Genomic DNA, 21520 nt, shown 5'->3' with positions numbered 1-21520 from the left:
GAGCATGGAGTACGGCAGCATCGAACGCGAGATCCACGTCGACGCCTCGCCCGAGGTGGTCTTCGAGGTCGTCAGCCGTCCCGAGCACATCTCGGAATGGTGGTCCGACGACGCCGACATCGAAGCGACTCCCGGCGCTGTCGGTGAGCTGGTCTGGGGCGACAGAGCAGAGGTCGTCCCGATCACCGTGGTGAACGCCGAGCCGCCTCGATTGTTCTCGTTCCGCTGGTGCTATCCCGACGGCAAGGTGGACGACTCGGCCAACACACTGCTGGTCACCTTCGAGCTCACCCCGTCGGGCACGGGCACAAGGATTCGGCTCACCGAGACCGGGTTCCGGGAGATGGGCTGGGAGGCCGCCAAACTGGCGGAGCAGTACCGCGAACACGGTGTCGGTTGGGACACCTTCGTTCCCCGACTCGGGGAGTACCTCGCGCGGCTGGTGTCAACGCCATGACCACCGCCGTCGACGACGCGCTGTGGTCCGCGGTCGGCGATCCGACCCGTCGGCGGATGCTCGATCTGCTCCTGTCCGACGGCAATGGCACCGCCACCAGCCTCAGCGAGCAGCTGCCCGTGACCCGGCAGGCCATCGCGAAACATCTCGGTGTGCTCGACCGCGTCGGCCTGGTGCACGCCACGCCTGCCGGGCGAGAGAAGCGGTACCGGGTGGACGAGGCACAACTGGCTCGCGCGGTCGCTCAGCTGTCCTCGGTGGGGGCGGCATGGGACGCCAGGCTCCGGCGGATCAAGCAGATCGCCGAGGCGATTCAGCGCAGCAAGGACGAGCACGGCACACAGCAGTGAATGCACAACACTCGGGCGAGAACCAGGACGGGAAAGAGGAATCGACAATGGTGGACATCCTGCACAGGGTCGGAATCAAATCGTCGGTGGCCGATGTCTACGCGGCCTTGACCACCGTCGAGGGGCTTGCCGGCTGGTGGACGACCAACACGCAGGGCGGAGACAACGATCTCGGCGGCGTGCTCCAATTCCGGTTCGGGGCCGGCGGATTCGACATGAAGGTCCTCGAACTCACCCCGGGCAAGCACGTGCTGTGGGAGGTGGTCGACGGACCCGAAGAATGGATCGGCACGCACGTGGACTGGGATCTCAATCAGGTCGACGACCACACCATCGTGCTCTTCAAGCACGAAGGCTGGAAGGAGCCGGTGGAGTTCATGCACCACTGCAGCACCAAGTGGGCGGTCTTTCTGATGAGCCTGAAGTCGCTGATCGAAACCGGGAAGGGTGCTCCGGATCCCCACGACGTCAAGATCGACAACTGGAACTGAGGTTCCGCTCGATTCGCATGCGTGCGCTCGAGTCGGCCGGACGGGCCGACTCGAGCGCTCAGTCGACGGGGGGGGCAGGGCAGCGCCTCAGTCGGCGAGCTGCTGCGCGGAGGTCAGCCACCGCCAGCGTGGGCGTTCCGTGACAAGGGTGGCGGCGGCCAGGAGGGTCACCGGGACCGCCGCCCACGCGGGCCAGGCCAGCCACGAGGACACCACGGCCGCGGCGAGCTGGAGCAGCACCAGCAGGATCGTGACCCGGCCCGGCACCGCGATGATCACGTTCGCCTTGTCACCCGGAGTGGAGAAGCAGGTCGGAAGGCCGATCAGCAGCACCACGGACAGGGCAGCGAGCAGCCATGAGCGGTCGGCCAGTGCCCACGGAGTCGCTACCCAGGCGACGAGTTCCACGGCGAAGCGCAGGGCGGACGCGGTGCGGTCGTCCGGGCGTCCCGGGATCGCGTCGTCGGCAGAGTCGGTCACCCGCGGACGATCTCACGGCGGGTGCGCGGATGTCAGGCGCTTGACGTGCCCGACTGCCAGGGGCTCGAGGCGTCGCGGTCGCCGGGGTGCCGCCACGCTCACGTCTCTCAGGCGGAGGCCGTCGGCGGTGCCGCACTGCCGACCGATGAACTTCCCCCGCGGGCGGACCTCGGGCGACCGGCCCCAGGGCCCCGGGATCACCGGAGTGGCGGGACGGTGGGACGGGCGCCACCGGGCCGTGCCGGTGAGGGCTGGGTCAGCGCGGGTCGCCGGAACGAGCCGCACGCTCCGCGTTCTTCTCCTTGATGCGGACGGCTTCCTTGCGGACCTCGGCCTGCGTGGCGCGCTCCTTCTGCAGCCACTCGGGGTTGTCCGTCTTCAGTGCCTCGATCTGCTCGGTGGTGAGGGCCTCGGTGACCCCGCCCCGGGCAAGCCCCGCGATGGAGACGCCCAGCTTGGCCGCGACAACGGGCCGGGGGTGCGGGCCGTCGCGGCGCAGTTCCCGCAGCCACTCGGGCGGGTCGGCCTGCAGCGCATTCAGCTCGGCACGCGAGACGACACCCTCCTGGAACTCGGCGGGGGTGGCCTCGAGGTACACACCCAGCTTCTTCGCCGCAGTCGCGGGCTTCATCGTCTGGGTGGTCTGGTGCGAACTCATGGTGTCAAGGGTATCGAGCATGTGAGCCACCGCCGACCACACGAGCCCGGCGCCCGCCCCTCGCGAGCGTGGCACCCCACCCTCGCCGGTGCACCGCCCACGACCGTGACCGGCCGGACCCTCATGACCACGACCGGCACCGCGCATGACCATGACCGGCCGGGCGCTCATGACCACGACCCGTATCTCCCACGACCGTGACCGGCCGGACGCTCATGACCACGACCGGCACCGCCCACGACCGTGACCGGCCGGAGGCTCATGACCACGACCTGTATCGCGCATGACCATGACCGGTGAGGTGCCGGTGACCACGACCGGTAACCTGACGAAGTGACTGGCTCCGAAGCACCCCCCTCGTTCCGGCTCGCATACGTCCCGGGGGTCACGCCCGCCAAGTGGGTACGGACCTGGAACGAGCGGTTCCCCGCCATCCCGCTGACCCTCGTCGCGGTGCCCGCCGCCGAGGCGTTCGGCCTGTTGCGGAGCGGTGGCGCCGACGCGGGCTTCGTCCGGCTGCCGGTCGACCGGACCGACCTCAGCGCGATCCCCCTGTACACCGAGACGACGGTGGTCGTGGTCCCGAAGGACCACGTCGTGGCGGCGGTCGACGAGGTCTCCACGGAGGATCTGGCCGACGACATCGTGCTGCACCCCCTCGACGACACCCTCGACTGGGAGCGCCTGCCGGGGAAACCCGCGCTCGAGCGCCCCGCCACCACGGCGGACGCGATCGAACTCGTGGCAGCGGGCATCGGAGTCCTCGTCGTCCCGCAGTCCCTCGCCCGCCTGCACCACCGCAAGGACCTCACCTACCGGCCGGTCACGGACGCCCCCGAGTCGCGCGTCGCCCTGTCCTGGCCGCAGGACGAGACCACCGACCTGGTGGAGGACTTCATCGGGATCGTCCGCGGCCGGACGGTCAACAGCACGCGCGGTCGTACCCCGGCCGCCGCCCAGCCGAAGTCCCAGCCCGCGTCCAAGCGCTCCGACACGGGCGGCGGCGCCCGACGGAAGCCCGCGGCGGGCAAGTCGAGCGGCAAGAACGCACGCGGCGGCAGTTCGGGATCCGCCAAGGGCGGAGCCAAGGGCGGGGCCAAGGGCGGGGCCAAGGGCGGAGCCAAGCGCGGCAAGCCCCGCCGCCCCTGACTCCCGTGCCTCAGTCGGCGATCATCCGGTTGCCCGGCCACGCGCCGCGCTCCGTGCCGCGCTCGCGCTGACGGCGTACGAGGTAACGACCGGGCGCGATGCCGGTGCCGCCGTGCTCGGGATGGATGAGGTACACGACCTCCGAGGCGTCGATCATGCCTAGGGCGAGCCCCACGGGGTCGCGCACGGAGGTCGTCCAACGGCAGGCGTCGGCGTCGGCCACGAGAGAGTGCGGGTTGCCGCCGGCGGCGCTGCGGAGCAGTTCGACCCCCGCAGCGGGGACGTCCTGCCAGCGGGCGTGCGGAAACACTCCGACATGCCGTGCCACGAGCCCGTACGGGATGACGATCAGGTCGCCCTGGGCCTGGAGCCCGTCGACGACCGGGACAGTGACCTGGCGCTCCAGGTGGTCGAGGACGTCGAGGCCGGTGCGGGTGGTGAGTTCGGCAAGGGTCATGGTCATGTGTGCATCACCTTGAAGGTTTCGGGGGCGGGGTCAGGTGCGGCGGACGAGCTGCGCGTAGTGCTCCGCGGACAGTCCGTACGACCAGCCGGCGGCGGCCACCGGGTCGTCGAAGTGGGCGGGCACGCTCAGGCCGTAGCGGCGGCGGCGCCCGTCCGGTTCGACGGAGCCGTTGACGGCGAGCAGCAGGCGCGCGGGACGGCCCCAGAGTTCCCTGGGCACGTCGTAGAGGTGCAGGTCGGAGCCGGGGTTACCGGGGTCGTCGGCGGTGGCGACGAGCCGGAGCCCTGCCTGATCGATGTAGGCGCTCCAGCCGATGCGCTCGATGGCGGTGCGGCGGACCTCGACGTTGCGCTCGGCGTGGATGCGCTCGACCGTGGGTTCCGTGACGACCCAGGCCGGGACATGGGTGCCGTGCAGGACGTGGACCGCCGTGCCGTCCGCGAACCGTACGGCCGGGCCGTCGTCGCGGTGCAGCCGCAGCTCGCCGTGGTCGCTGTTGGGCTGGGGTTCGGTGTGGATCTCGGTGGGCCGTTCGGCCATGACGCAGGTGCCCTCGCCGGGCCACCACCAGCCGGTGGTCCGGGCGAGTTCGGCCCAGAGGCCGAGCCGCTCGACCGCCGCGCCGGGGTAGCCGGCCAGCCCGGCTCGGGCGTACACGTCGTAGTAGGCGATCCAGTGGGCGTCGTGCTGGCCGTACCAGGTGATGCCATCGATGCCGCCGGACGCCGGCATCAGTTCCGTACGCATCGGGGCACGCACGGAGTTGTGCAGGGTCGCGCGCAGGGCGGCATGGGCGACGGCGTCGACCGCGACCCGTACCGACCAGCCCTCGGTGGTCACGGCGAGAGACGTGCGAGAACCGTCCCACGAATTCACGTGTCCGATGATCGCGTCGAGTTCGGAACGCAAGTCCCTGACCAGGGAGGCGAGTCGGGTGGACACGCCCTGGTCGTACGAACCCGCGGGCAGGGACGCGGCTCTCAACCGCACGGGCGGAAAGGCCCGTGGGTCGTCGAGTACGAGCGACAGCGCCGCCGTCGGGGACGGAACCCATGTGAAGTGCGGCGCCGGTTCCCCGACCAGGCGATACAGCTCGGTGACGGCAGCCTCTGCCCTGGGCCGGTCCGCGGGACGTGCGGCCAGACCATGCTTGAGCCAGTTCTCGCTCAACAGCCGTGCCAGAGCGATGCGTTCAGCGGATGAGTCGGGCTGCGGAAAGAGTCGGCGCACCTCACGCGCGCCACGGGAAGATCCCCCTCGGGGGTCGGTCACGGCGCTCACCAGAGGGTGGCGGTGTCCGCCTTTCGGTTCATCATGCGAAGGATCGTGACAGCGCGGCCGGAGATCCGCAAGGATTTTCTGGGGGCGTCCGCGCGCCTTGCGGACTACCGCGCCTTGCGGACTACCGCGCCTCGCGGACTACCGCGCCTTGCGGGCCGCGTAGGCCCTCGCCGCCCGCACCCGGTTGCCGCACTTCGTGGTGCACCACCGGCGGGCCGCGTGCGAGCGGAGAAACCACCGGGTGCAGCCTGCGGCCGCGCAGGGGGCGAGCTGCGGGGACTCGGGACCGGTGAGGAGTTCGGTCGCGTCGTCGGCGAGGAGGGACAGGGCGGCGCCCGCCGGATTGCCGGTGTCGGATGCGTCGGCGCGGTGCGGGCCGTCCGCCGTCCAGGCGAGCCGGGGCGTCGAAGGAGCCGCGGCCAGCGCGGAGTTGAGGGTGTCGAGGCTCTCGTCGGACGGTACGGAACGGGCCTCGCGTGCCTCGAAGAGCGAGCGCAGCGCTTCGCGCAGGCCGAGCAGCCGGCCGAACTGCCGCCCGTTCAGCGCCACCCGGTCCGGCAACAGTTCGTGCCGTACGAGCCAGAGGTGCGCGGCCTCGGCATCGTCGAGCAGGTCGACCAGGCCGTGGCTCAGCGCGAAACGCGTGTTGACCAGGGCCAGCGAGACATAGCGCTCCTCGCCGGGGACCGGCAGCTGGTGCAGGTAGTGGGGGGCTTCGTGTTCCACGCCTCTCATGCTAACGATCCACAGCTCTCATGGAAATACTTGCGATTCTCCGTGAGGAGGCCTAGCGTCCCTCACGGTAAATGTACAACGAACCCGTGAGAGGTGAGCTACCGTGGCCTTCGACGTGGACGCGCTCCGCAAGGACTTTCCGATCCTGGAGAGGACGATGGAGAGCGGTGCCCGACTCGTCTATCTCGACTCGGGCGCCACCACTCAGAAACCCCTCCACGTCCTGGACGCCGAGCGGGACTTCTACCTCACGCACAACGCGGCCGTGCACCGCGGCGCGCACCAGCTGGCCGGAGAGGCGACCGAGGCGTACGAGGGCGCGCGGCACACCGTCGCAGGCTTCATCGGCGCGGAGGACGACGAGATCGTCTTCACCAAGAACACGACCGAGGGCATCAATCTCGTCGCCTACGCGCTCGAAAACGCGCGTCGCATCGGCCCGGGCGACCGGATCGTGGTCACGGAGATGGAGCACCACGCGAACCTCGTCCCCTGGCAGCAGCTCGCGGAGCGCACCGGTGCGACGCTGGACTGGTTCGGGCTCACCGACGAGGGCCGTCTCGACCTCACCCGTATCGACGAACTGCTCGACGAGCGCACCAAGGTCCTCGCCGTCACCCACCAGTCGAATGTGCTGGGCACACTCAACCCCGTACGCCAACTCGCCGACCGGGCCCACGCGTTCGGCACGCTCGTCGTGGTCGACGGCGCCCAGTCCGTCCCCCACCGGCCCGTCGACGTACACGAGTTGGGCGCCGACTTCCTCGCGTTCTCCGGCCACAAGATGCTCGGACCGAGCGGTGTCGGCGTGCTGTGGGGACGGCGTCGGCTCCTCGCGGATCTGCCGCCGTTCCTCACCGGCGGTTCGATGATCGAGGTCGTCGAGATGGACCGTACGACGTTTCTGCCGCCGCCCCAGCGCTTCGAGGCGGGCGTCCCGATGACGGCGCAGGCGGTGGGCCTGGCGGCGGCGGTGGACTATCTCCAGCGGCTGGGCATGGCCGAGGTTGCCGCGCACGAGGAGCAACTCACCGCCCGCGCCCTGGAGTTGCTCGGCGAGATTCCCGGGGTACGGATCGTCGGCCCCGGCGGGCTCACCGACCGCGGCTCCGCGGTGTCGTTCACGGTCGACGGCATCCACCCGCACGACGTCGGTCAGATCCTGGACGAGCGGGGCGTCGCCGTGCGCGTCGGCCACCACTGCGCCCGCCCGATCGTGCGGCGCTACGGGATCCCGGCGACCACTCGCGCGAGCTTCTACGTCTACAACACCCCGGCGGAGGTCGACGCTCTGGCCGAAGGCGTCCGCGCAGCTCAGCGGTACTTCGGGGGCTGATCGCCGACAGGGCCGAAGGCTCTTGCCCGAGCGGTCACCGACGGGGCTTGACCTGGAGCGCGCTCCAGGTTCTACCGTTCTTGTCATGACCAGCGGACAGCCCCTCCCGCACAGCCAGGAGCCGACGCTCACGATCGCCCAGGCCGTCGAGCGCACGGGACTCTCGCACGACACGTTGCGGTACTACGAGAAGGCCGGCCTGATCGAACGGGTCGGCCGGACCACCGGGAACCAGCGGCGTTACGAGATGGCCGACCTGGCCTGGCTGGAGTTCCTGATCCGGCTGCGCGAGACGGGCATGTCGATCGCGGACATGCAGCGGTTCGCACAGCTGCGGGCCCGGGGCGACGCCACGGTCCCCGACCGGCTCGCGATGCTCCGGGAGCACCGCGCCGACCTCGCGGACCGCATCCGCGCACTGCGCCGCAACGCGGCCGCCCTCGACGACAAGATCGACCTCCCCCACGCCTGAAGGGCGCGGGGGGACCCCCATCGAACGGCTGCTCGACCAGCCGGGATCGGACGACCTCTCATGAGCAACGCCACCACCCTGAGCGAGGCCACCACCCGCGAGGAGCGCTTCGAGCACGGCCTGGAGGTCCTCCAGCGAGTGGACGGCGAGGCCGGGCAGCGGGTCGTCGACGCGCTCGCCGACATCAACCCCGAACTCGGCCACCAGATCGTCGCCTGGGCCTTCGGCGACATCTACGACCGGCCCGGACTCGCCCCGCGCGACCGGCAGTTGGTGACCCTCGGCATGCTCACCGCGCTCGGCGGCTGCGAGGCCCAGCTCGACGTGCACGTCAACGCCGCTCTGAACGTCGGCCTCACGCCGGAGCAGATCGTCGAGGCTCTGCTGCACTCCGCGGTGTACTGCGGCGTGCCCAAGGCGCTGAACGCCACGTTCGCGGCGAAGAAGGTGTTCGCCGAGCGTGGGCTGCTGCCTGTCGGACAGCAGCCCACGACGTCGGCCGACCCTTCCTGAAGGGCTACTTCTGCTTGATCCTCAGGAAGGTCACGGAGTTCGCCGGGAAGGTGTACGTGAAGCGGTCTGCGACCCCTGCGAAGGTGGACCTCACCGGGGCGACCGCCGTGGCCGTCTCCGAGTTCACCGCGTCCGGCGCGGCCTGCAGTGTGGTGACGGCGGCCTTGCGGCCCACCTTCGCCCCACCCAGGTCGATCGCCGTACGGGCGTCCGCGGACTGGGCGTTGACGACCTTGACGATGAGGTCACCGGTCTTCGCGTCCCGCGTGACGACCTGCCGGAACGGCTCCGCGGGCTTGTCGTCCGTGAAGCTCCCCCACTCCTGGCCGTCCAGGTAGAGGGTCACCTGACGGCCTCGCACCTTGATGTCGATGTCGTAGGCACGGCCCGTCTCGATCGAACCGACCTTGGAGATCAGCGTCGACTTGCCGCCGTCCACGGCCTGTTCGACCGCGGAGGTGGTGTTGTTCCAGCCGCCGAGGTTCCACCAGTAGTAGTTGCCGGTGTCCTTGACGCCGAAGGCGACGAGGAAGCCCTCCTTGCCGGACTTCTTGGTGGCCTTCACCCGCAGGTCGTAGTCGTGCCAGGCGGGGTCACCGGCCGAGACCATGGTGTTCTCGGCGGCCACGTCGGTCTGCACGTACTGCCCGTCCTGGACACTCCAGCTTCCGCCGCCCGTGTGGGTCCACTGCGAGGCGTCACCGCTGAAGTCGTCGCTCAGCAGTGTGGTCCCGTCCGCGCCGGTGACCTTGACATCGTCGTACGCCGCCGTGGTCGCCCAGGTCGACAGTCCGACGGCGCCCGAGATCGGCGCGCTCAGCGATGGCGTGGTGGTGGCGCTGCTGGGCACCACCCGGTCGCCGACGTTGCTCATGAAGAGCTTCTGCACCTCGTAGTCGGCCGAACCCCATGAGGCGTGGTTGTTGAACCAGATCATGTCCGGACGCCACTGCACGTAGTCCTCGTTGGCGAGCAGCGGGGCGTACGAGGCGAGCTTCACGACGTCCGCGTTGCGCTCCAGGCCGGTCATGTACGCGGCTTCGGAGAGGGCGTTCTTGAAGGTGTTGCCGCCCGACGCGTACTCCCCCAGGAAGACCTTCGGACCGTTCCTGTCGTACGAGTCGTAGCGGTCGTTGTTCTGCAGGAACCACTGCGGGCTGTTGTAGTAGTGCTCGTCGACCATGTCGACGTTCGCGTCCTTGTTGAGCTTCCAGGCCGTGTCGAAGGTGGTGCCGGAGTCGTCCGGACCGGCGTTCGAAATCACCGTGACGTCCGGGTACTTGGCCTCGATGGCGGCGCGGAACTGCTTGAAGCGGGCGAAGAACTCGTTCGGCAGGTTCTCCTCGTTGCCGACTTCGAGGTGCGTGAGGTGGAAGGGCTTGGGGTGGCCCATCTGCGCCCGCTTCTTGCCCCACTCACTCGTGACCGGCCCGTTGGCGAACTCGATGAGGTCGAGGGTGTCCTGGATGTGCCGCTTGAGCAGCGCGTCGTCGTCGGTGGCCTTGTTCTGGCCGCAGCCGGTGACCAGCGCGGGCACGACGGGCAGCGGCATCGCGCCGACGTCCTCGGCGAACTGGAAGTACTCGTAGTAGCCGAGGCCGTAACTCTGGTTGTAGCCCCAAAAGTTGGAGTTGGTGGCGCGCTGCTCGACCGGGCCTATGGTGTCCTTCCACTGATACGAGCGCTTGCGCTGATAGCCCGACGCCTCGTCATATCCCTGCATGCTGCCGGTGTTGACCAGGCAGCCGCCCGGGAAGCGCACGAACCCGGGGTGGAGAGCGGCGATCTTCTCGGCGAGATCCTCGCGCAGGCCGTGTCCCTTGTACGTGTCCTGGGGCAGCAGCGAGATCATGTCGAGCGCGACCGGGCCGGCCGCGGCGACGGTGAGGCGCCCGGTGGTGCTGCTGCGGGCCGCGGTGAACGTCGCCCGGTACTTGGCCCAGCCGCCGCGCACAGTGACCCGGCGGGCCTCGGCGAGCGCGCCCTCGGAGTCCTGCAGTGTCACGGTCACGGCCGACGCTGCGTCGGCGCGGGCCCAGACCGAGAAGTCGTACGCCTTGCCGCTCTCGACCGAAATCCCGGTGTTGTAGCCGGAGTTGGTGACGGACGAGCCCCCGCCCAGGGAGAGATAGCTGCGGTTGCGGGCATTGAGCCGCCCGTCGTCGTTCACGGCCTTGGCGGTGCCGGAGACGGTCCACGAGGTGAGCGGCGTATAGGAGTTGTTGTCGGCGGTGCTGTACTCGAAGGACCGGTTCTGCACGAGCTCCGCGTACAGGCCGCCGTCCGCGGCGCGGTTGATGTCCTCGAAGAAGACGCCGTACATGGTGTCGTCGATCTTCGCGCCCGAGCCCTTCGGGTCGACGGTGATCGCGTAGTCGGTGACGTCGGCGGCGGCGCTCGCCGGAGCGGGCCCGGGTACGACGGTGGAGGCCACCAGGAGTGCGGTGGCCGTGAGTCCGAGTCTCCAGCGGGTGCGGGTGGGTGACATGGATACTCCGCGGCTCTGTAGTGTTGAGTTGTTCGAAATATCAGACGTCGATCAATACTTCGAACGGCAAGATAGGGAGGGGGTCGGAGTGCGTCAATGGGTCGCGCAGCATCGGATGGGACGGAGAGCGGGTCGGTATGGGCGAGTTCTGGCCAGTGACGGACGTACTGGCCTACCTGACCGGCAGTTGGCGGGTGGAGCGCTCGGTGCGGGATCTGGCGAGCGGCGCCGAGGGGCGATTCACGGGGACGACCGTCTTCTCACCACTTGAAGACGGCGGCGACGGCCTCCTCCATCAGGAGTCCGGGACCTTCGTCTGGCAGGGCACGCCCCGGCCCGCCGAGCGGACGCTGTGGTTCCTGCCGGGAGAGCGCCCGGGCAGCGCGGCCGTACGGTTCTCCGACGGCCGTCCCTTCCACGATCTGGACCTGACCACCGGGCGGCACATCGCCGACCATCCGTGCGTGGCGGACCTCTACCGGGGCGAGTTCACCGTCCGCGACGCGAACCACTGGCGGACCGTGTGGCGCGTGCGGGGACCCGCGAAGGACCTGGTGCTCACCACCGACTACGCGCGTGTGGACTGAGAGAACGCTCCGTCGAAGCGCAGGTTCCAGCGGCCGGCCCGGCCCGTGACGGTGGTCGTCGACAGGGGGCGTACATCGATGTTCCAGTACGTCGAGGGCGGCGCCTTGAGGGCGTAGACCAGGGCGGCCCGGATCACCGAGGGTTCGGCCACGGCGACGATGCACCCGCCGTCGTCGGCGGGCCTGGTGTCGAGCCAGGCGCCGACGCGAGCGATGAAGGCCAGCAGCGATTCGCCGCCGTGGGGCGTGGACCGCGGATCGGCGAGCCAGGCGTCGACGGCCTCGGGTTCACGGGCCATCGCCTCGCCCAGCGTGAAGCCGCGCCAGCGGCCCATGTCGCAGTCGCGCAGGGCGAGCTGGACGAGCGGCCCGTACCCCAGGGCGTCACCGGTGGCACGGCTGCGTGGCGTCGGCGAGCAGTAGCGCAGCTCGGCCGCCGCCAGCGCCACCAGCTCGGGGGCGGCGCGCTGCACCTCGTCCCAGCCGGCCTGGTCCAGTGGCCGGTCGTCCTGGAAACGCTCCGCGAGCAGCGAGGAGCTGCGCGCGGCGGCGACGAACGTGACCCGAAGATGCATGCGGAGATCGTGGAACGCGGGACTCCGCAGGTCAAGGGGCATTACGCAGGGTATTTGCGGGCTCACTGCAGCGGGTTTGCGAAGCGGGCCTGCCCGGAGCGGGCCCCGCCGCACCGTTTTGGTTTGCCGCCCCCTCCGCCCCTACCCGTCCCGTACCTGGGGGCTCCGCCCCCCAGACCCCCGTATCGCGCTTCGCGCTCGCCCCCGAACGCCGGACGGGCTTGAAACTTCTGGCGGCGGCCGGCTAAGCGATCTCCGCGCATGCGGCCCGCAGCCTCCGTACCCCCTCCGTGATCTCCTCCGTCCCCGCTACCGCCGCGAAGCTCAACCGGAGGTGGGCGGCCGGGGGTTCGGCGCTGAAGTAGGGGCGGCCGGGGGTGACGGCGACGCCTGCACGGAGGGCGGCGGTGACCAGGGCGGTCTCGTCCGTGCCGTCGGGCAGGCGCAGCCAGAGGTGGTAGCCGCCGAACGGGATGTGAGGGAGGGCGAGTTCGGGGAGGTCCAGGCGCAGCGCGGTGGTCATCGTGTCGCGGCGGGCCTTCAACTCGGCGGCCAGGGCGCGGAGATGGCGGGGCCAGGCGGGTGAGCCGACGAGTTCGAGCGCGGCCTCCTGGAGCGGGCGCGGTACGAAGAAGGTGTCGACGACCTGGATGGCGCGCAGCCGCTCGAGTACCGGACCGCGCGCGGCCAGTGCGCTCACCCGGAAGCTCGGCGAGGTCGCCTTGGTCAGCGAGCCGACGTGCACGACGACTCCGTCGGGGTCCTCGGCGGCCAGCGGCCTGGGCAACGGTCCCGCGTCCTCGTGCACCAGACGGCGTACGAAATCGTCCTCGACCACGAACGCGCCGGCGTCCCGCGCGATGCGCAGCACCTCGCCCCGCCGCTCGGGCGCGAGGACGGCACCCGTCGGGTTCTGGAACAACGGCTGGCAGACGAAGACGCGGGCGCCGGTCGCCCTGAAGGCGTCGGCGAGCAGTTCCGGCTTCACGCCGTCGGCGTCGACGGGCACCGGCACGGGGCGCAGTCCGGCCGCGCGGGCGATCGCCAGCATGCCCGGGTAGGTGGGCGATTCGACCAGAACCGGCGCCCCGGGCGGCGCGAGCGCGCGCAGGGCGGTCGTCAGCGCGGACTGACCGCCTGCCGCGATGAGCACCTCGGCCGCGGTGATCGCGCCCCCGATCCCCCGCGCGAACCACTCGCGCAGTTCCGCGAGCCCTTCCATGGGCGGCCTGGACCAGGCCCCAGGACGGCGCCCTGCCCGGGACAGGGCCGCGCCCATCGCCCGCTCGGGCTGCAGCGACGGGTGCAGATAGCCGCCGTTGAACTCGACGACGCCGGGCGGCGGGGCGGCGAGCGAGACGAGGACGCCGGACGCGTCCACCGTGCGTGGTACGAGTTCGGCCGCGGCGTCCGCGCTGAGCGCGAGCTCCTGCCAGGAGGTGTCCCCGGCGGGAGCGGGGGTGGTACGCGGCCGCGCCCGGAACGCGCCGGCGCCGGGCCGGGTGACCACAAGACCTTCGGCGGCGAGCTGTGCCAGCGCCCGCGACACGGTCACCGGACTCACCCGGAACCGCTCCACGAGTGCCCGGCTCGACGGCAGCTTTCCACCCGGCGAGTAGCGGTTCAGCTCCCGACGCAGCTGATTCGCCAGCTCTCCCACACTGCTACGCTCTTGCATGAGAGCACAGGATAGCGCTACTGCCGAGACCCCGATAGCGGTTGTCACTACTGGGACCGCCGCGAGCGACACTGCCCGGAGCACCGCGAACGACACCCCTCGGACCGCTGCGACGGCCCGCCGCTCAGGCACCCTCCAAGCCGCCCTCGGTGTCACGGCCTTCTCCCTGACCTTCCCCTCCACCGCGTGGGGTCTGGAGGGATTCGGCCCCTGGTCCCTGGTGGCCGTGCGCAGCGTCCTGGCGGCGGTCATCGCGGGCGGCTGCCTTCTGGCGCTGCGTGTTCCCGTGCCGGGCCGCCGCCACCTGGCGGGGCTGGCCGTCGTCGCCGCCGGTGTCGTGCTCGGCTTCCCGCTGCTGACGACGCTCGCGCTGGAGACGTCGACCACCGCCCATGCGGCCGTGGTGGTCGGGCTGCTGCCACTGACGACCGCGCTGTTCTCGGCACTGCGGACCGGGGCGCGGCCCTCGCGGATGTTCTGGGTGGCGGCCGTCGCGGGCGCGGCCGCGGTGATCGCGTTCACCGTGCAGCAGAGCGGTGGCGCTCTGACCGGCGCGGACGCGTATCTCTTCGGGGCGCTGCTGATCTGCGCGGCGGGCTACACCGAGGGCGGCCGGCTCGCCCGTGTCATGCCGGGCTGGCAGGTCATCGGCTGGGCGCTGGTCCTGTGTCTGCCCCTGTCGGTGCCGGGCGCGCTGATCGCGCTGTCGCAGGAGCCCGTGCGGCTGACCACGCACAGCGTGGCGGGACTGCTGTGGGTGTCGGCCGTGTCGCAGTTCCTCGGCCTGGTCGTCTGGTACCGCGGTATGGCATCGATCGGGATTCCGAAGGCCAGCCAGTTGCAGCTGGCGCAGCCGCTGCTCACACTGGTGTGGTCGGTACTGCTCCTGGGCGAGCAGCTCACACCGGCCGCACCCCTGACGGCCGCCGCCGTTCTGGTCTGCATCGCGCTCACCCAACGGGCGCGGGGCTGACCGGCACGCACGGGCCGGGCCAACCGGCGCCACCAGCCGTAGACTTGCGACAACGGACCGCTACTCCCGCACATGACGAGGAGACCGTTCATATGCGTGCAACCGTGGGCGACCAGATTGTGCAGCACGGCAGGGTTGTCGGGCAGCACGACAAGGTCGGGAAGATCACCGAGGTCATGGGGGCGGAGGGCAATCCCCCGTACCGCGTGAAGTTCGAGGACGGGCACGAGGGAGTGTGCTCACCGGGCCCCGACACCGAAATCCGCCACAAGGACACCAGGTAGGAGCTCAGCACAGGGGCGCGCCCAGCCGGCGCGCCCTGGCTCAGCGCGGAGTTCTCGCCGGCCGCTGATAGTGGTCGGCGACGACCCGTGCCATTGCGCCGATGCGATCCGCGCCGACCTCCCTGGCCGAGAAGAAGGCGTGCCCGCACACTTGCGGGTGGTCGCCGGCGAGGGTGAGGTGCCGGGAAAGCTCGGCGGGGTCCTGCCATGCAGCGGGCTGCGCCGGATCGCCCGCCTTGTACAGCGCCTCCCCGACGTACAACTGCACGCCCGTGCCCTCGGCGACCGACGACCACCAGGGCAGCAGCTTCGCGTAGTCGGCGGCGGCGAGCCCGATGTTCCAGTACAGCTGCGGGCAGATGTAGTCGATCCAGTGCTCCCGGACCCATTTCCTGGTGTCGGCGTGCAGATCGTCGTACGTCTGCACGCCGGCCCGGGTCGGCGAGCCGAGCCCGTCGGTGGTGGCGTTGCGCCACACCCCGAAGGGGCTGATCCCGAAGCGGGCCGCGGGCCGGATCTCCTTGATGCGGGCGGCCATGTCCAGGACCAGGCAGTCGATGTTGTCGCGCCGCCAGGCGGCCTTGTCCGGGAAGCCCGCGCCGTGGACCGCGTACGTCGCCTCATCGTCGAAGACCTGGCCGGCGACCGGATACGGGTAGAAGTAGTCGTCCCAGTGCACGGCGTCGATCTCGTACTTCCGCACGGCGTCGAGCATCGCGTCCTGGACGAACTCTCGGACCTGGGGCAGCCCGGGATCGTAGTAGAGCTTCCCGCCGTAGGGCACGACCCACTCGGGGTGCTCGCGGGCGGGGTGGCCCGCCACGAGCCTCGCCAGGTCGGTGTGGTTGGCGATCCGGTACGGGTTGAACCAGGCGTGCAGCGACAGGCCGCGCGCATGGGCCTCCGTCACCGCGGTGTCCAGCGGGTCCCAGCCGGGGTCCTCGCCCTGGACACCGGTCAGGTACTGGGACCACGGCTCGTAGGGCGAGGGCCACAGTGCGTCGGCCGTGGGGCGCACCTGGAAGATCACGGTGTTGAGGCGGAGGCGTACGGCGGTGTCGAGATGGTCGAGGAGTTCGGCGCGCTGCCAGCCGGCGGTCAGGCCCGGGCTCGACGGCCAGTCGCGGTTGGAGACGACGGCCAGCCACATCCCGCGCAGCTCGCTCCCGGGCTGCGCCCGGTCGCGCCCCCGGGAGGCCGGGCCCGGGGATGACGCGGCGTCCCCCGCCGTCGCGAGCCCCGAGAGTGTCGCCACGGCTGCCACCGCGAACGCCCGACGCGACAGTCGCTCCATCTCCACACCCCGATACGCAATGGATCCGCGCCATCACGGATCGTCTCCGCGCCCAGCATGCCGGACCCGGACGATCGATCATCGATACTTCGGAGTAACGTGCACGATCGGAGCAGGCACCGAACAACGGGAGTCCTGCCAGTGCCGTAGATCAGCGAAGGGGACGATGTGACCGACATCGAACGCGTCGGAGTCGTGGGCTGCGGCCAGATGGGAGCGGGTATCGCCGAGGTGTGCGCCCGCGCCGGTCTGGACGTCAAGGTCGCCGAGACCACCGGTGAAGCCCTGGAGATCGGCCGTACCCGGCTCTTCAACTCCCTCTCCAAGGCGGCCGAGCGCGGAAAGATCTCCGAGCCGGAGCTCAAGGCCACCCAGGACCGGCTCAGCTTCACCACGGACCTCGGCGAGTTCGCCGACCGCGACCTGGTGATCGAGGCCGTCGTGGAGAACGAGCAGGTGAAGACCGAGATCTTCCAGGTGCTCGACCAGGTGGTGACCCGGCAGGACGCGATCCTCGCCTCCAACACCTCCTCGATCCCGCTGGTGAAGCTCGCCGTCGCCACCTCGCGCCCCGACCAGGTCATCGGCATCCACTTCTTCAACCCGGCCCCGGTGCAGCAGCTCGTCGAGCTGATCCCGGCCCTGACCACCTCCGAGGGCACCCTCGGCCGCGCCCAGCTGTTCGCCGAGAAGGCGCTCGGCAAGCACGCGATCCGCGCTCAGGACCGCTCGGGCTTCGTGGTCAACGCGCTGCTGATCCCGTATCTGCTGTCCGCGATCCGGATGTTCGAGTCGGGCATCGCGAGCCGCGAGGACATCGACAATGGCATGGAGATGGGCTGCGCCCACCCGATGGGCCCGCTCAAGCTGTCCGACCTGATCGGCCTCGACACGGTGGCCTCGGTCGCGTACTCGATGTACGAGGAGTACAAGGAGCCCCTGTACGCCGCTCCCCCGCTGCTCCAGCGCATGGTGGACGCGGGACGCCTGGGCCGTAAGTCGGGCTCGGGTTTCTACACGTACGGTCAGTGATCTTCTCCACGTACGACCAGTGATACCGAAGCGCTGACTACGGTCCGTACAGCTCGGGCAGGCGCGGGCCCGGCACCCTTTCGGGTGCCGGGCCCGCGCCATTCACACACCGTGTGCGCGCCGGGCCCGCATATGCCCCTCGCACACGCTCCCCACCTGTCCACCAGGCGAGTTGACTTTCCGTGCGCATGTAAGGGATGTGACGACTACGGAAAGGAGCGGACTCGTGACCGCCGACCCCGAGCATCCCGTGGCCCCAAGGGAACTCGCAGAGTTACGCCGGTCGCTCGAAGTGGGCCTCACCCGCATCGAGGGCGGACTGGCGCTGCTCACTCAGCGCGACGACCAGACCGCCAAGGATCTCGACGACCTGAGCGCACGGGTCGTCGCCCTCGAGCACACCCGCTGGCCACTGCCCACCCTCGCGGCCGTCGCGGCCGTGGGCGCGCTGGCCGTGGCGGTCTGGCAGGCTCTGGGCCACTAGGCCCCTGGACGCGTGGGGGGACGGATCAGGGCAACGCGTCCTGCCCGAGCCTGAGATGGTGCAGAAGGAGCAGTGCGGCAGCCATGTTGGCGGCCGGGACCTCGCCGCGGGCGACCATGTCGGGAACGAGCTTTAAGGGAACCCATTCCCTTCGGTCCGACTCGAAGTCGTCCACGGGGTGTCCGATGTACGCGCCCTCGTCGGCCCAGAAGATGTGGTGCCGGGCGTCGGTGAGCCCGTTCGAGGGCTCGACGCTCATCAGATGCCGCAGGGGTCCCGGCCGCCAGCCGGTCTCCTCCTCCAGTTCGCGGGCCGCCGCGACGGCGATGTCCTCACCGTCCTCGACGACGCCCGCCGCGAGTTCCCACCCCCAGCTGTCGGTGATGAAGCGGTGCCGCCACAGGAGCAGCACTTCATTGGCCTCATTCACCACAGTGGCCACGGCCACCGGCCGCAGCCGTATCAAAAAGTGATCGAGGTGCCGACCGTCCGGCAGCTCCACATCTGCGAGATTGACGCTGAACCAGCGGTTTGCGTACACAGTTTGTTCGTTTCGTTTCGTCCACTGCACGGTTCTGCCACCTTCCGCCGAGTAGATGGCAATATCGCAGCAGGAGCGTCCTCTCAGCAGGCTCACAGCGGTCGGGGCACGGTGCAGCGGCAGCGCAGGCACGGAGTTCTGAAGCGGTACGCGGTGTTCTGGGAGCACTTGTCTACAGCGGTACGCGCAGTGCCCCGTCGATGAGTTCGGCGGCCTCGGCCGTGCCCGCACAGCCGCTGCGCACCAGGTGTTCGCGTACCGCGCGAAGTCTGTCACGCAGTCGCTGGGACTCCATCCCCCGCGCCTGTTCGGCCATTTGGACCGCGGTGGCCACCGCCTTGTCGGCATTGCCCTGGCGCAGCTCGATCTGACTGAGCATCGCGAGCCGGTGCACCCGTCCCCGGTCGTGCGCCGGGTTGTCGACGGCGGCTATGGCGTGCTCCCCCGCCGCCACCAGATCGCCGAGGCTGAGCAGCGCCTCCGCCACCTGTACGTTGACCAGGCCCGGCTGGACATAGCCGGTCTCATCGGGCTCGTAGCCCCGACGGATGCGCTCGGCGGCCTGTTCGGCACGCCGGATGCAGGACAGCGCGCTGCTGCCGTCGCCCAGGTGCGCATACGCCTTGGCCTGCATCGCGTAGAGGTCGGAGGCGAGCGCCGGAGTGATGTGCCGCCCCGCAGCGCGCAGCGCGGCCTCGGCGAACGCGACGGCCTGCCGGTACTCGCGCATGAACAGCGACTGGTTGACGAGCAGGGCTATGACGTAGGCCCCAAGTCCCCTGTCCCCGCTGGCCTTCGCCAGGCGCAGCGCCTGGTGGAAGTAGCGCTGGGCGAGTCCGTGCGCGTCGGAGTCGTAGGCGCAGATACCCGCGATGGCGACCAGGCCGCCGGTCGCGCGGTGGAGTTGGCGGCCGGTGGCGTCGGTGTAGCTGCCGCGCAGCAGAGGTGCCGTCTCCGAGTTGAGGAAGCCGACGATCCGGGTGCGGGTCGCGATGCCGCCGGCCTTGCGGTACATCTGCTCGTAGTGGGCGCGGGCCGCGCGCAGCATCTCGATGTCGGCCATGCTGACCCGGTGGCGTCCGCCGCGCGAGACGTCGACGTCCTCGGGCGGGTTCTCCCACTCCCACACCGGCATCACGGCGGGCGTTCCGGTGACGGCCGGGGCGCCGAGGATGTGCGGGCGCTGCTGTTCGTCGGAGCGCCACAGGGCGGTGGCGCGCTCGACGAAGCCGGAGAGCGAGGTGCCGTGCGGGGTGGACGGCTCGCCGGGCACGCCGAGGCCGATGTCGTCGAGCGTGACCGGCCGGTGCAGTCGGCCGGCGAGCACCTCGCAGATCAGGTCGGGCACCTGGCCGCGCGGGCGCTGGCCCTTCAACCAGCGCGCCACGGCGGTGTGTTCGTACCTGAGCGCGAGACCGCGCGCTCTCCCCGCCTGATTGACGTGGGCGGCGAGTCCCGCGTGCGAGATGCCGGCCTCGTCGAGAATCGCGTCGAGCAGAGTGTTGGGCTGCATGAAGGCCCCCCGGGTGGCTCGGTGCCGACAGACTAGTGCGTCCCGTTTCACACGGGGTGTGAAACGAGTGCCCGTATCCGGGCAGTACGCGCACTGTCGCAGAGCGTTTCTGGCCGGTTGACTGAAATGCCTCGCAAGAGGCCGGCCGGGCCGCCGGCTCCCCCTCGTACAGTGCGGCGGCCCGATTCCGCGCCGTCCGCCCAGCTGCCTGCCCGACACTCCGTGGCGGGGCGGACGGCTCCGCCGGTTGCACAGCCCCGCGCCCCTAACGGGGCGCGTGGTGGGCCACGGCGTGCCCCTGCTGCAGGGCGACGCGACTGCGGTCGTTGCGGAGCACGAGCACGGCCACGTCGTCGGCGGGTCTGCCGCCGGTGTGACGCAGCAGCCCGGTGAGGACTGCGCGCAGGACGGACTGGGGTGAGACGGGCTGGGTACGGACGGCCACGGTGAGTTCGGCCGGGAGCGGGAAGAAGCGGCCGTGGCCGTCGCGTGCGTCCTCGACACCGTCGGTGTGCAGGAACAGCACCTCGCCGGGCAGGAGTTGACCGCAGCGCACGGCGGGCAGCTCGGCCGGGAGCGGGAACGGCCCCAGCGGGGGCAGCGGGTCGGCACGCACGAGTGGTTCGGCCCGACCGCCGCTGAGCAGATACGGCCACGGATGACCGCAGTTGAGGGCATACACCTCGCCGTCGGAGCGGATCTCCAGCAGCAGCACGGTAACGAACTCCTCGGCGACCGGACTGTCCGGATCGAGCCCGGTCGAGGGGTGCTCGGCCCGGGCCCGCTCGCGCAGATGCCGGGCCAGCGCGCGCTCGAGTCTCCTCAGTACGCAGCCGAGTTCCGGCTCGTCGTGCACGGCCTCGCGGAAGCTGCCGAGAACGGCGGCGACGGTTCCGATGGCGCCGAGCCCGTGTCCGCGGACGTCGCCCATGACGATCCGTACGCCGTGCTCGGTGGCGATCACCTCGTACAGGTCACCGCCGACGCTCGCGCCACGGTCCGCCGACAGCTGGGCCGCGGCGACGCTCAGCCCGTCGATGCGCGGGGGCAACGGCCGCAGCAGCACGTTCTGGGCGGCGCCCGCGACCTTGCGGATCTGCCTGAGCTCCCGCAGCAGCGCACTTCTGACGTGGAGTATCAGGCCCGTGCCGACGGCGAAGAAGACGGCGCTGGTGACGATCCGGGCGCCGAGCCCGTTCTGCTGCGCGAGCGGGCAGGCCATCTTGTACGTGATCGCCATCGCGCCCCAGGCGAGGGGCAGCCCCATGCCGAGCGCCCGGGCCAGCGGTGGGCGCTCGGCCCGGCGAACCGTGCGGTCCTGGCCGGCACGCGGGACACGTCTGCGGACCAGCCGGGGTCCTCCTCCGCGCACCGCCCGAGTGAGCCCGACCCGCAGGGCGTCGCCCCGGCCCCGCGGCCCGAGGCCCGCCCGGGCCAGCACCCGTGAATGCGTCCGGGGCGTTGCCCTGCAGGGAGCCCCAGCCTTGATACGGATCATGCCGATTGGCCCCCCAATAGGCCCTGACAGCGCAGACGGCCTCCGAGAGGCCGGTCCGATTCTGTCGACCGCATGCCCCGATCGGGCCAGATCGCCCGGACTTGTCACCCGAATGAGTGAGGTGCCTTCGGATACATGCATTTATGCAGGTGGGCCAAGGGATGGCGCCCCCGTGAGGGGCGCCG

At 70.5% G+C, this 21520-nt stretch carries 24 protein-coding genes; 12 read left to right on the top strand and 12 right to left on the bottom strand.

Annotated features, from left to right (window positions below; translation table 11 throughout):
• The first annotated feature begins 4 nt into the window (after positions 1 to 4).
• Genes ACZ4RZ_RS15140 through ACZ4RZ_RS15130 form a run of 3 tightly spaced genes read left to right on the top strand, consistent with a single transcriptional unit; the run spans position 5 to position 1298 of the window.
• Positions 5 to 457 (top strand): SRPBCC family protein, encoded by a 453-nt coding sequence (locus ACZ4RZ_RS15140; RefSeq protein ID WP_467744800.1) that lies wholly within the window; start codon positions 5 to 7, stop codon positions 455 to 457.
• Positions 454 to 807 carry an ArsR/SmtB family transcription factor gene (locus ACZ4RZ_RS15135; protein WP_467744798.1) on the top strand — a complete coding sequence of 118 codons (354 nt, stop codon included), beginning with the start codon at positions 454 to 456 and terminating at the stop codon, positions 805 to 807. The genes ACZ4RZ_RS15140 and ACZ4RZ_RS15135 overlap by 4 nt, the downstream gene beginning before the upstream one ends.
• A gap of 47 nt (positions 808 to 854) precedes the next feature.
• Positions 855 to 1298 carry an SRPBCC family protein gene (locus ACZ4RZ_RS15130; protein WP_467744796.1) on the top strand — a complete coding sequence of 148 codons (444 nt, stop codon included), beginning with the start codon at positions 855 to 857 and terminating at the stop codon, positions 1296 to 1298.
• Positions 1299 to 1385: 87 nt separating this feature from the next.
• On the opposite strand, the gene ACZ4RZ_RS15125 is transcribed toward ACZ4RZ_RS15130, so the two are convergent.
• Complete coding sequence (locus ACZ4RZ_RS15125; RefSeq protein WP_467744794.1) at positions 1386 to 1778, bottom strand: hypothetical protein; 393 nt, start codon at positions 1776 to 1778, stop codon at positions 1386 to 1388.
• Between the two features lie 256 nt (positions 1779 to 2034).
• Complete coding sequence (locus ACZ4RZ_RS15120) at positions 2035 to 2436, bottom strand: DUF5997 family protein (protein ID WP_467744792.1); 402 nt, start codon at positions 2434 to 2436, stop codon at positions 2035 to 2037.
• Positions 2437 to 2769: 333 nt separating this feature from the next.
• Here ACZ4RZ_RS15120 and ACZ4RZ_RS15115 point away from each other — a divergent pair, with 333 nt between their 5' ends.
• Positions 2770 to 3585, top strand: coding sequence for a LysR family transcriptional regulator substrate-binding protein (locus tag ACZ4RZ_RS15115; protein WP_467744790.1), 816 nt, complete (start codon positions 2770 to 2772; stop codon positions 3583 to 3585).
• 10 nt (positions 3586 to 3595) lie between these two features.
• Here ACZ4RZ_RS15115 and ACZ4RZ_RS15110 read toward each other — a convergent pair whose 3' ends face one another.
• From ACZ4RZ_RS15110 to ACZ4RZ_RS15100, 3 genes are all read right to left on the bottom strand, one after another.
• Positions 3596 to 4048, bottom strand: a complete 453-nt coding sequence (locus tag ACZ4RZ_RS15110) for a hypothetical protein (protein ID WP_467744788.1) — start codon at positions 4046 to 4048, stop codon at positions 3596 to 3598.
• A gap of 33 nt (positions 4049 to 4081) precedes the next feature.
• On the bottom strand, positions 4082 to 5221 hold the full coding sequence (locus ACZ4RZ_RS15105) for a DUF6745 domain-containing protein (protein WP_467744786.1): 1140 nt from the start codon (positions 5219 to 5221) through the stop codon (positions 4082 to 4084).
• Between the two features lie 249 nt (positions 5222 to 5470).
• Positions 5471 to 6067 (bottom strand): ABATE domain-containing protein, encoded by a 597-nt coding sequence (locus ACZ4RZ_RS15100; protein ID WP_467744784.1) that lies wholly within the window; start codon positions 6065 to 6067, stop codon positions 5471 to 5473.
• 103 nt (positions 6068 to 6170) lie between these two features.
• Here ACZ4RZ_RS15100 and ACZ4RZ_RS15095 point away from each other — a divergent pair, with 103 nt between their 5' ends.
• The 3 genes from ACZ4RZ_RS15095 (at position 6171) to ACZ4RZ_RS15085 (ending at position 8388) form a co-directional block, all read left to right on the top strand.
• Entirely contained in the window at positions 6171 to 7403 is a 1233-nt protein-coding gene (locus tag ACZ4RZ_RS15095) for a cysteine desulfurase (RefSeq protein ID WP_467744782.1), read from the top strand.
• Positions 7404 to 7488: 85 nt separating this feature from the next.
• A complete protein-coding gene (locus tag ACZ4RZ_RS15090; RefSeq protein WP_467744780.1) occupies positions 7489 to 7875 on the top strand; it encodes a MerR family transcriptional regulator in 387 nt (128 codons plus the stop codon).
• Positions 7876 to 7935: 60 nt separating this feature from the next.
• Positions 7936 to 8388 carry a carboxymuconolactone decarboxylase family protein gene (locus ACZ4RZ_RS15085; protein WP_467744778.1) on the top strand — a complete coding sequence of 151 codons (453 nt, stop codon included), beginning with the start codon at positions 7936 to 7938 and terminating at the stop codon, positions 8386 to 8388.
• Between the two features lie 4 nt (positions 8389 to 8392).
• Here ACZ4RZ_RS15085 and ACZ4RZ_RS15080 read toward each other — a convergent pair whose 3' ends face one another.
• Positions 8393 to 10876: an alpha-L-arabinofuranosidase C-terminal domain-containing protein gene (locus tag ACZ4RZ_RS15080; RefSeq protein WP_467744776.1), complete on the bottom strand. Its 2484-nt coding sequence runs from the start codon at positions 10874 to 10876 to the stop codon at positions 8393 to 8395.
• A 137-nt stretch (positions 10877 to 11013) separates the two neighbouring features.
• Here ACZ4RZ_RS15080 and ACZ4RZ_RS15075 point away from each other — a divergent pair, with 137 nt between their 5' ends.
• Positions 11014 to 11463 (top strand): DUF6314 family protein, encoded by a 450-nt coding sequence (locus ACZ4RZ_RS15075; protein WP_467744774.1) that lies wholly within the window; start codon positions 11014 to 11016, stop codon positions 11461 to 11463.
• Here ACZ4RZ_RS15075 and ACZ4RZ_RS15070 read toward each other — a convergent pair.
• A complete protein-coding gene (locus tag ACZ4RZ_RS15070; protein WP_467744773.1) occupies positions 11445 to 12038 on the bottom strand; it encodes a histidine phosphatase family protein in 594 nt (197 codons plus the stop codon). The genes ACZ4RZ_RS15075 and ACZ4RZ_RS15070 overlap by 19 nt on opposite strands.
• Positions 12039 to 12282: 244 nt before the next feature.
• Positions 12283 to 13716: an aminotransferase-like domain-containing protein gene (locus ACZ4RZ_RS15065; RefSeq protein WP_467744771.1), complete on the bottom strand. Its 1434-nt coding sequence runs from the start codon at positions 13714 to 13716 to the stop codon at positions 12283 to 12285.
• On the opposite strand from ACZ4RZ_RS15065, the gene ACZ4RZ_RS15060 reads away from it, so the two are divergent.
• Both ACZ4RZ_RS15060 and ACZ4RZ_RS15055 read left to right on the top strand, forming a co-directional pair.
• Positions 13715 to 14689 (top strand): DMT family transporter, encoded by a 975-nt coding sequence (locus ACZ4RZ_RS15060; protein WP_467744769.1) that lies wholly within the window; start codon positions 13715 to 13717, stop codon positions 14687 to 14689. The genes ACZ4RZ_RS15065 and ACZ4RZ_RS15060 overlap by 2 nt on opposite strands.
• 92 nt (positions 14690 to 14781) lie before the next feature.
• On the top strand, positions 14782 to 14973 hold the full coding sequence (locus ACZ4RZ_RS15055; RefSeq protein ID WP_369245325.1) for a DUF1918 domain-containing protein: 192 nt from the start codon (positions 14782 to 14784) through the stop codon (positions 14971 to 14973).
• A gap of 40 nt (positions 14974 to 15013) precedes the next feature.
• Here ACZ4RZ_RS15055 and ACZ4RZ_RS15050 read toward each other — a convergent pair whose 3' ends face one another.
• Positions 15014 to 16267, bottom strand: coding sequence for a glycoside hydrolase family 10-like protein (locus ACZ4RZ_RS15050; protein WP_467744767.1), 1254 nt, complete (start codon positions 16265 to 16267; stop codon positions 15014 to 15016).
• A gap of 168 nt (positions 16268 to 16435) precedes the next feature.
• Between ACZ4RZ_RS15050 and ACZ4RZ_RS15045 the strand changes: the two genes are divergently transcribed.
• Both ACZ4RZ_RS15045 and ACZ4RZ_RS15040 read left to right on the top strand, forming a co-directional pair.
• Positions 16436 to 17299, top strand: a complete 864-nt coding sequence (locus ACZ4RZ_RS15045; protein WP_467744765.1) for a 3-hydroxybutyryl-CoA dehydrogenase — start codon at positions 16436 to 16438, stop codon at positions 17297 to 17299.
• A 226-nt stretch (positions 17300 to 17525) separates the two neighbouring features.
• Positions 17526 to 17783 carry a hypothetical protein gene (locus ACZ4RZ_RS15040; protein WP_369245328.1) on the top strand — a complete coding sequence of 86 codons (258 nt, stop codon included), beginning with the start codon at positions 17526 to 17528 and terminating at the stop codon, positions 17781 to 17783.
• A 25-nt stretch (positions 17784 to 17808) separates the two neighbouring features.
• Here the strand turns inward: ACZ4RZ_RS15040 and ACZ4RZ_RS15035 are convergent, their stop codons facing one another.
• The 3 genes from ACZ4RZ_RS15035 to ACZ4RZ_RS15025 form a co-directional block, all read right to left on the bottom strand.
• Complete coding sequence (locus ACZ4RZ_RS15035; protein ID WP_189323983.1) at positions 17809 to 18354, bottom strand: NUDIX hydrolase; 546 nt, start codon at positions 18352 to 18354, stop codon at positions 17809 to 17811.
• 142 nt (positions 18355 to 18496) lie between these two features.
• Positions 18497 to 19837, bottom strand: coding sequence for a transcriptional regulator (locus tag ACZ4RZ_RS15030; RefSeq protein WP_467744763.1), 1341 nt, complete (start codon positions 19835 to 19837; stop codon positions 18497 to 18499).
• Positions 19838 to 20102: 265 nt separating this feature from the next.
• The gene (locus ACZ4RZ_RS15025) at positions 20103 to 21104 is read right to left on the bottom strand and encodes a PP2C family protein-serine/threonine phosphatase (protein ID WP_467745061.1); all 1002 of its coding nucleotides are present in this window, start codon (positions 21102 to 21104) and stop codon (positions 20103 to 20105) included.
• Positions 21105 to 21520 lie beyond the last annotated feature (416 nt).

It is taken from the genome of Streptomyces sp. NPDC027189 (assembly GCF_055566975.1).
Note: the sequence above shows the minus strand (reverse complement) of the source record. Positions and strands in the feature narration are given on the sequence as shown.

Excerpts from the sequence above, each read along its gene's own strand:
- ACZ4RZ_RS15065 (WP_467744771.1), bottom strand. The coding sequence starts at position 13,716 with ATGCAAGAGCGTAGCAGTGTGGGAGAGCTGGCGAATCAGCTGCGTCGG.
- ACZ4RZ_RS15080 (WP_467744776.1), bottom strand. The coding sequence starts at position 10,876 with ATGTCACCCACCCGCACCCGCTGGAGACTCGGACTCACGGCCACCGCA.
- ACZ4RZ_RS15050 (WP_467744767.1), bottom strand. The coding sequence starts at position 16,267 with ATGGAGCGACTGTCGCGTCGGGCGTTCGCGGTGGCAGCCGTGGCGACA.
- ACZ4RZ_RS15090 (WP_467744780.1), top strand. The coding sequence starts at position 7,489 with ATGACCAGCGGACAGCCCCTCCCGCACAGCCAGGAGCCGACGCTCACG.
- ACZ4RZ_RS15135 (WP_467744798.1), top strand. The coding sequence starts at position 454 with ATGACCACCGCCGTCGACGACGCGCTGTGGTCCGCGGTCGGCGATCCG.
- ACZ4RZ_RS15055 (WP_369245325.1), top strand. The coding sequence starts at position 14,782 with ATGCGTGCAACCGTGGGCGACCAGATTGTGCAGCACGGCAGGGTTGTC.
- ACZ4RZ_RS15140 (WP_467744800.1), top strand. The coding sequence starts at position 5 with ATGGAGTACGGCAGCATCGAACGCGAGATCCACGTCGACGCCTCGCCC.
- ACZ4RZ_RS15130 (WP_467744796.1), top strand. The coding sequence starts at position 855 with ATGGTGGACATCCTGCACAGGGTCGGAATCAAATCGTCGGTGGCCGAT.
- ACZ4RZ_RS15025 (WP_467745061.1), bottom strand. The coding sequence starts at position 21,104 with ATGGGGCTGCCCCTCGCCTGGGGCGCGATGGCGATCACGTACAAGATG.
- ACZ4RZ_RS15060 (WP_467744769.1), top strand. The coding sequence starts at position 13,715 with ATGAGAGCACAGGATAGCGCTACTGCCGAGACCCCGATAGCGGTTGTC.
- ACZ4RZ_RS15030 (WP_467744763.1), bottom strand. The coding sequence starts at position 19,837 with ATGCAGCCCAACACTCTGCTCGACGCGATTCTCGACGAGGCCGGCATC.
- ACZ4RZ_RS15075 (WP_467744774.1), top strand. The coding sequence starts at position 11,014 with ATGGGCGAGTTCTGGCCAGTGACGGACGTACTGGCCTACCTGACCGGC.
- ACZ4RZ_RS15110 (WP_467744788.1), bottom strand. The coding sequence starts at position 4,048 with ATGACCATGACCCTTGCCGAACTCACCACCCGCACCGGCCTCGACGTC.
- ACZ4RZ_RS15070 (WP_467744773.1), bottom strand. The coding sequence starts at position 12,038 with ATGCATCTTCGGGTCACGTTCGTCGCCGCCGCGCGCAGCTCCTCGCTG.
- ACZ4RZ_RS15120 (WP_467744792.1), bottom strand. The coding sequence starts at position 2,436 with ATGAGTTCGCACCAGACCACCCAGACGATGAAGCCCGCGACTGCGGCG.
- ACZ4RZ_RS15100 (WP_467744784.1), bottom strand. The coding sequence starts at position 6,067 with ATGAGAGGCGTGGAACACGAAGCCCCCCACTACCTGCACCAGCTGCCG.
- ACZ4RZ_RS15085 (WP_467744778.1), top strand. The coding sequence starts at position 7,936 with ATGAGCAACGCCACCACCCTGAGCGAGGCCACCACCCGCGAGGAGCGC.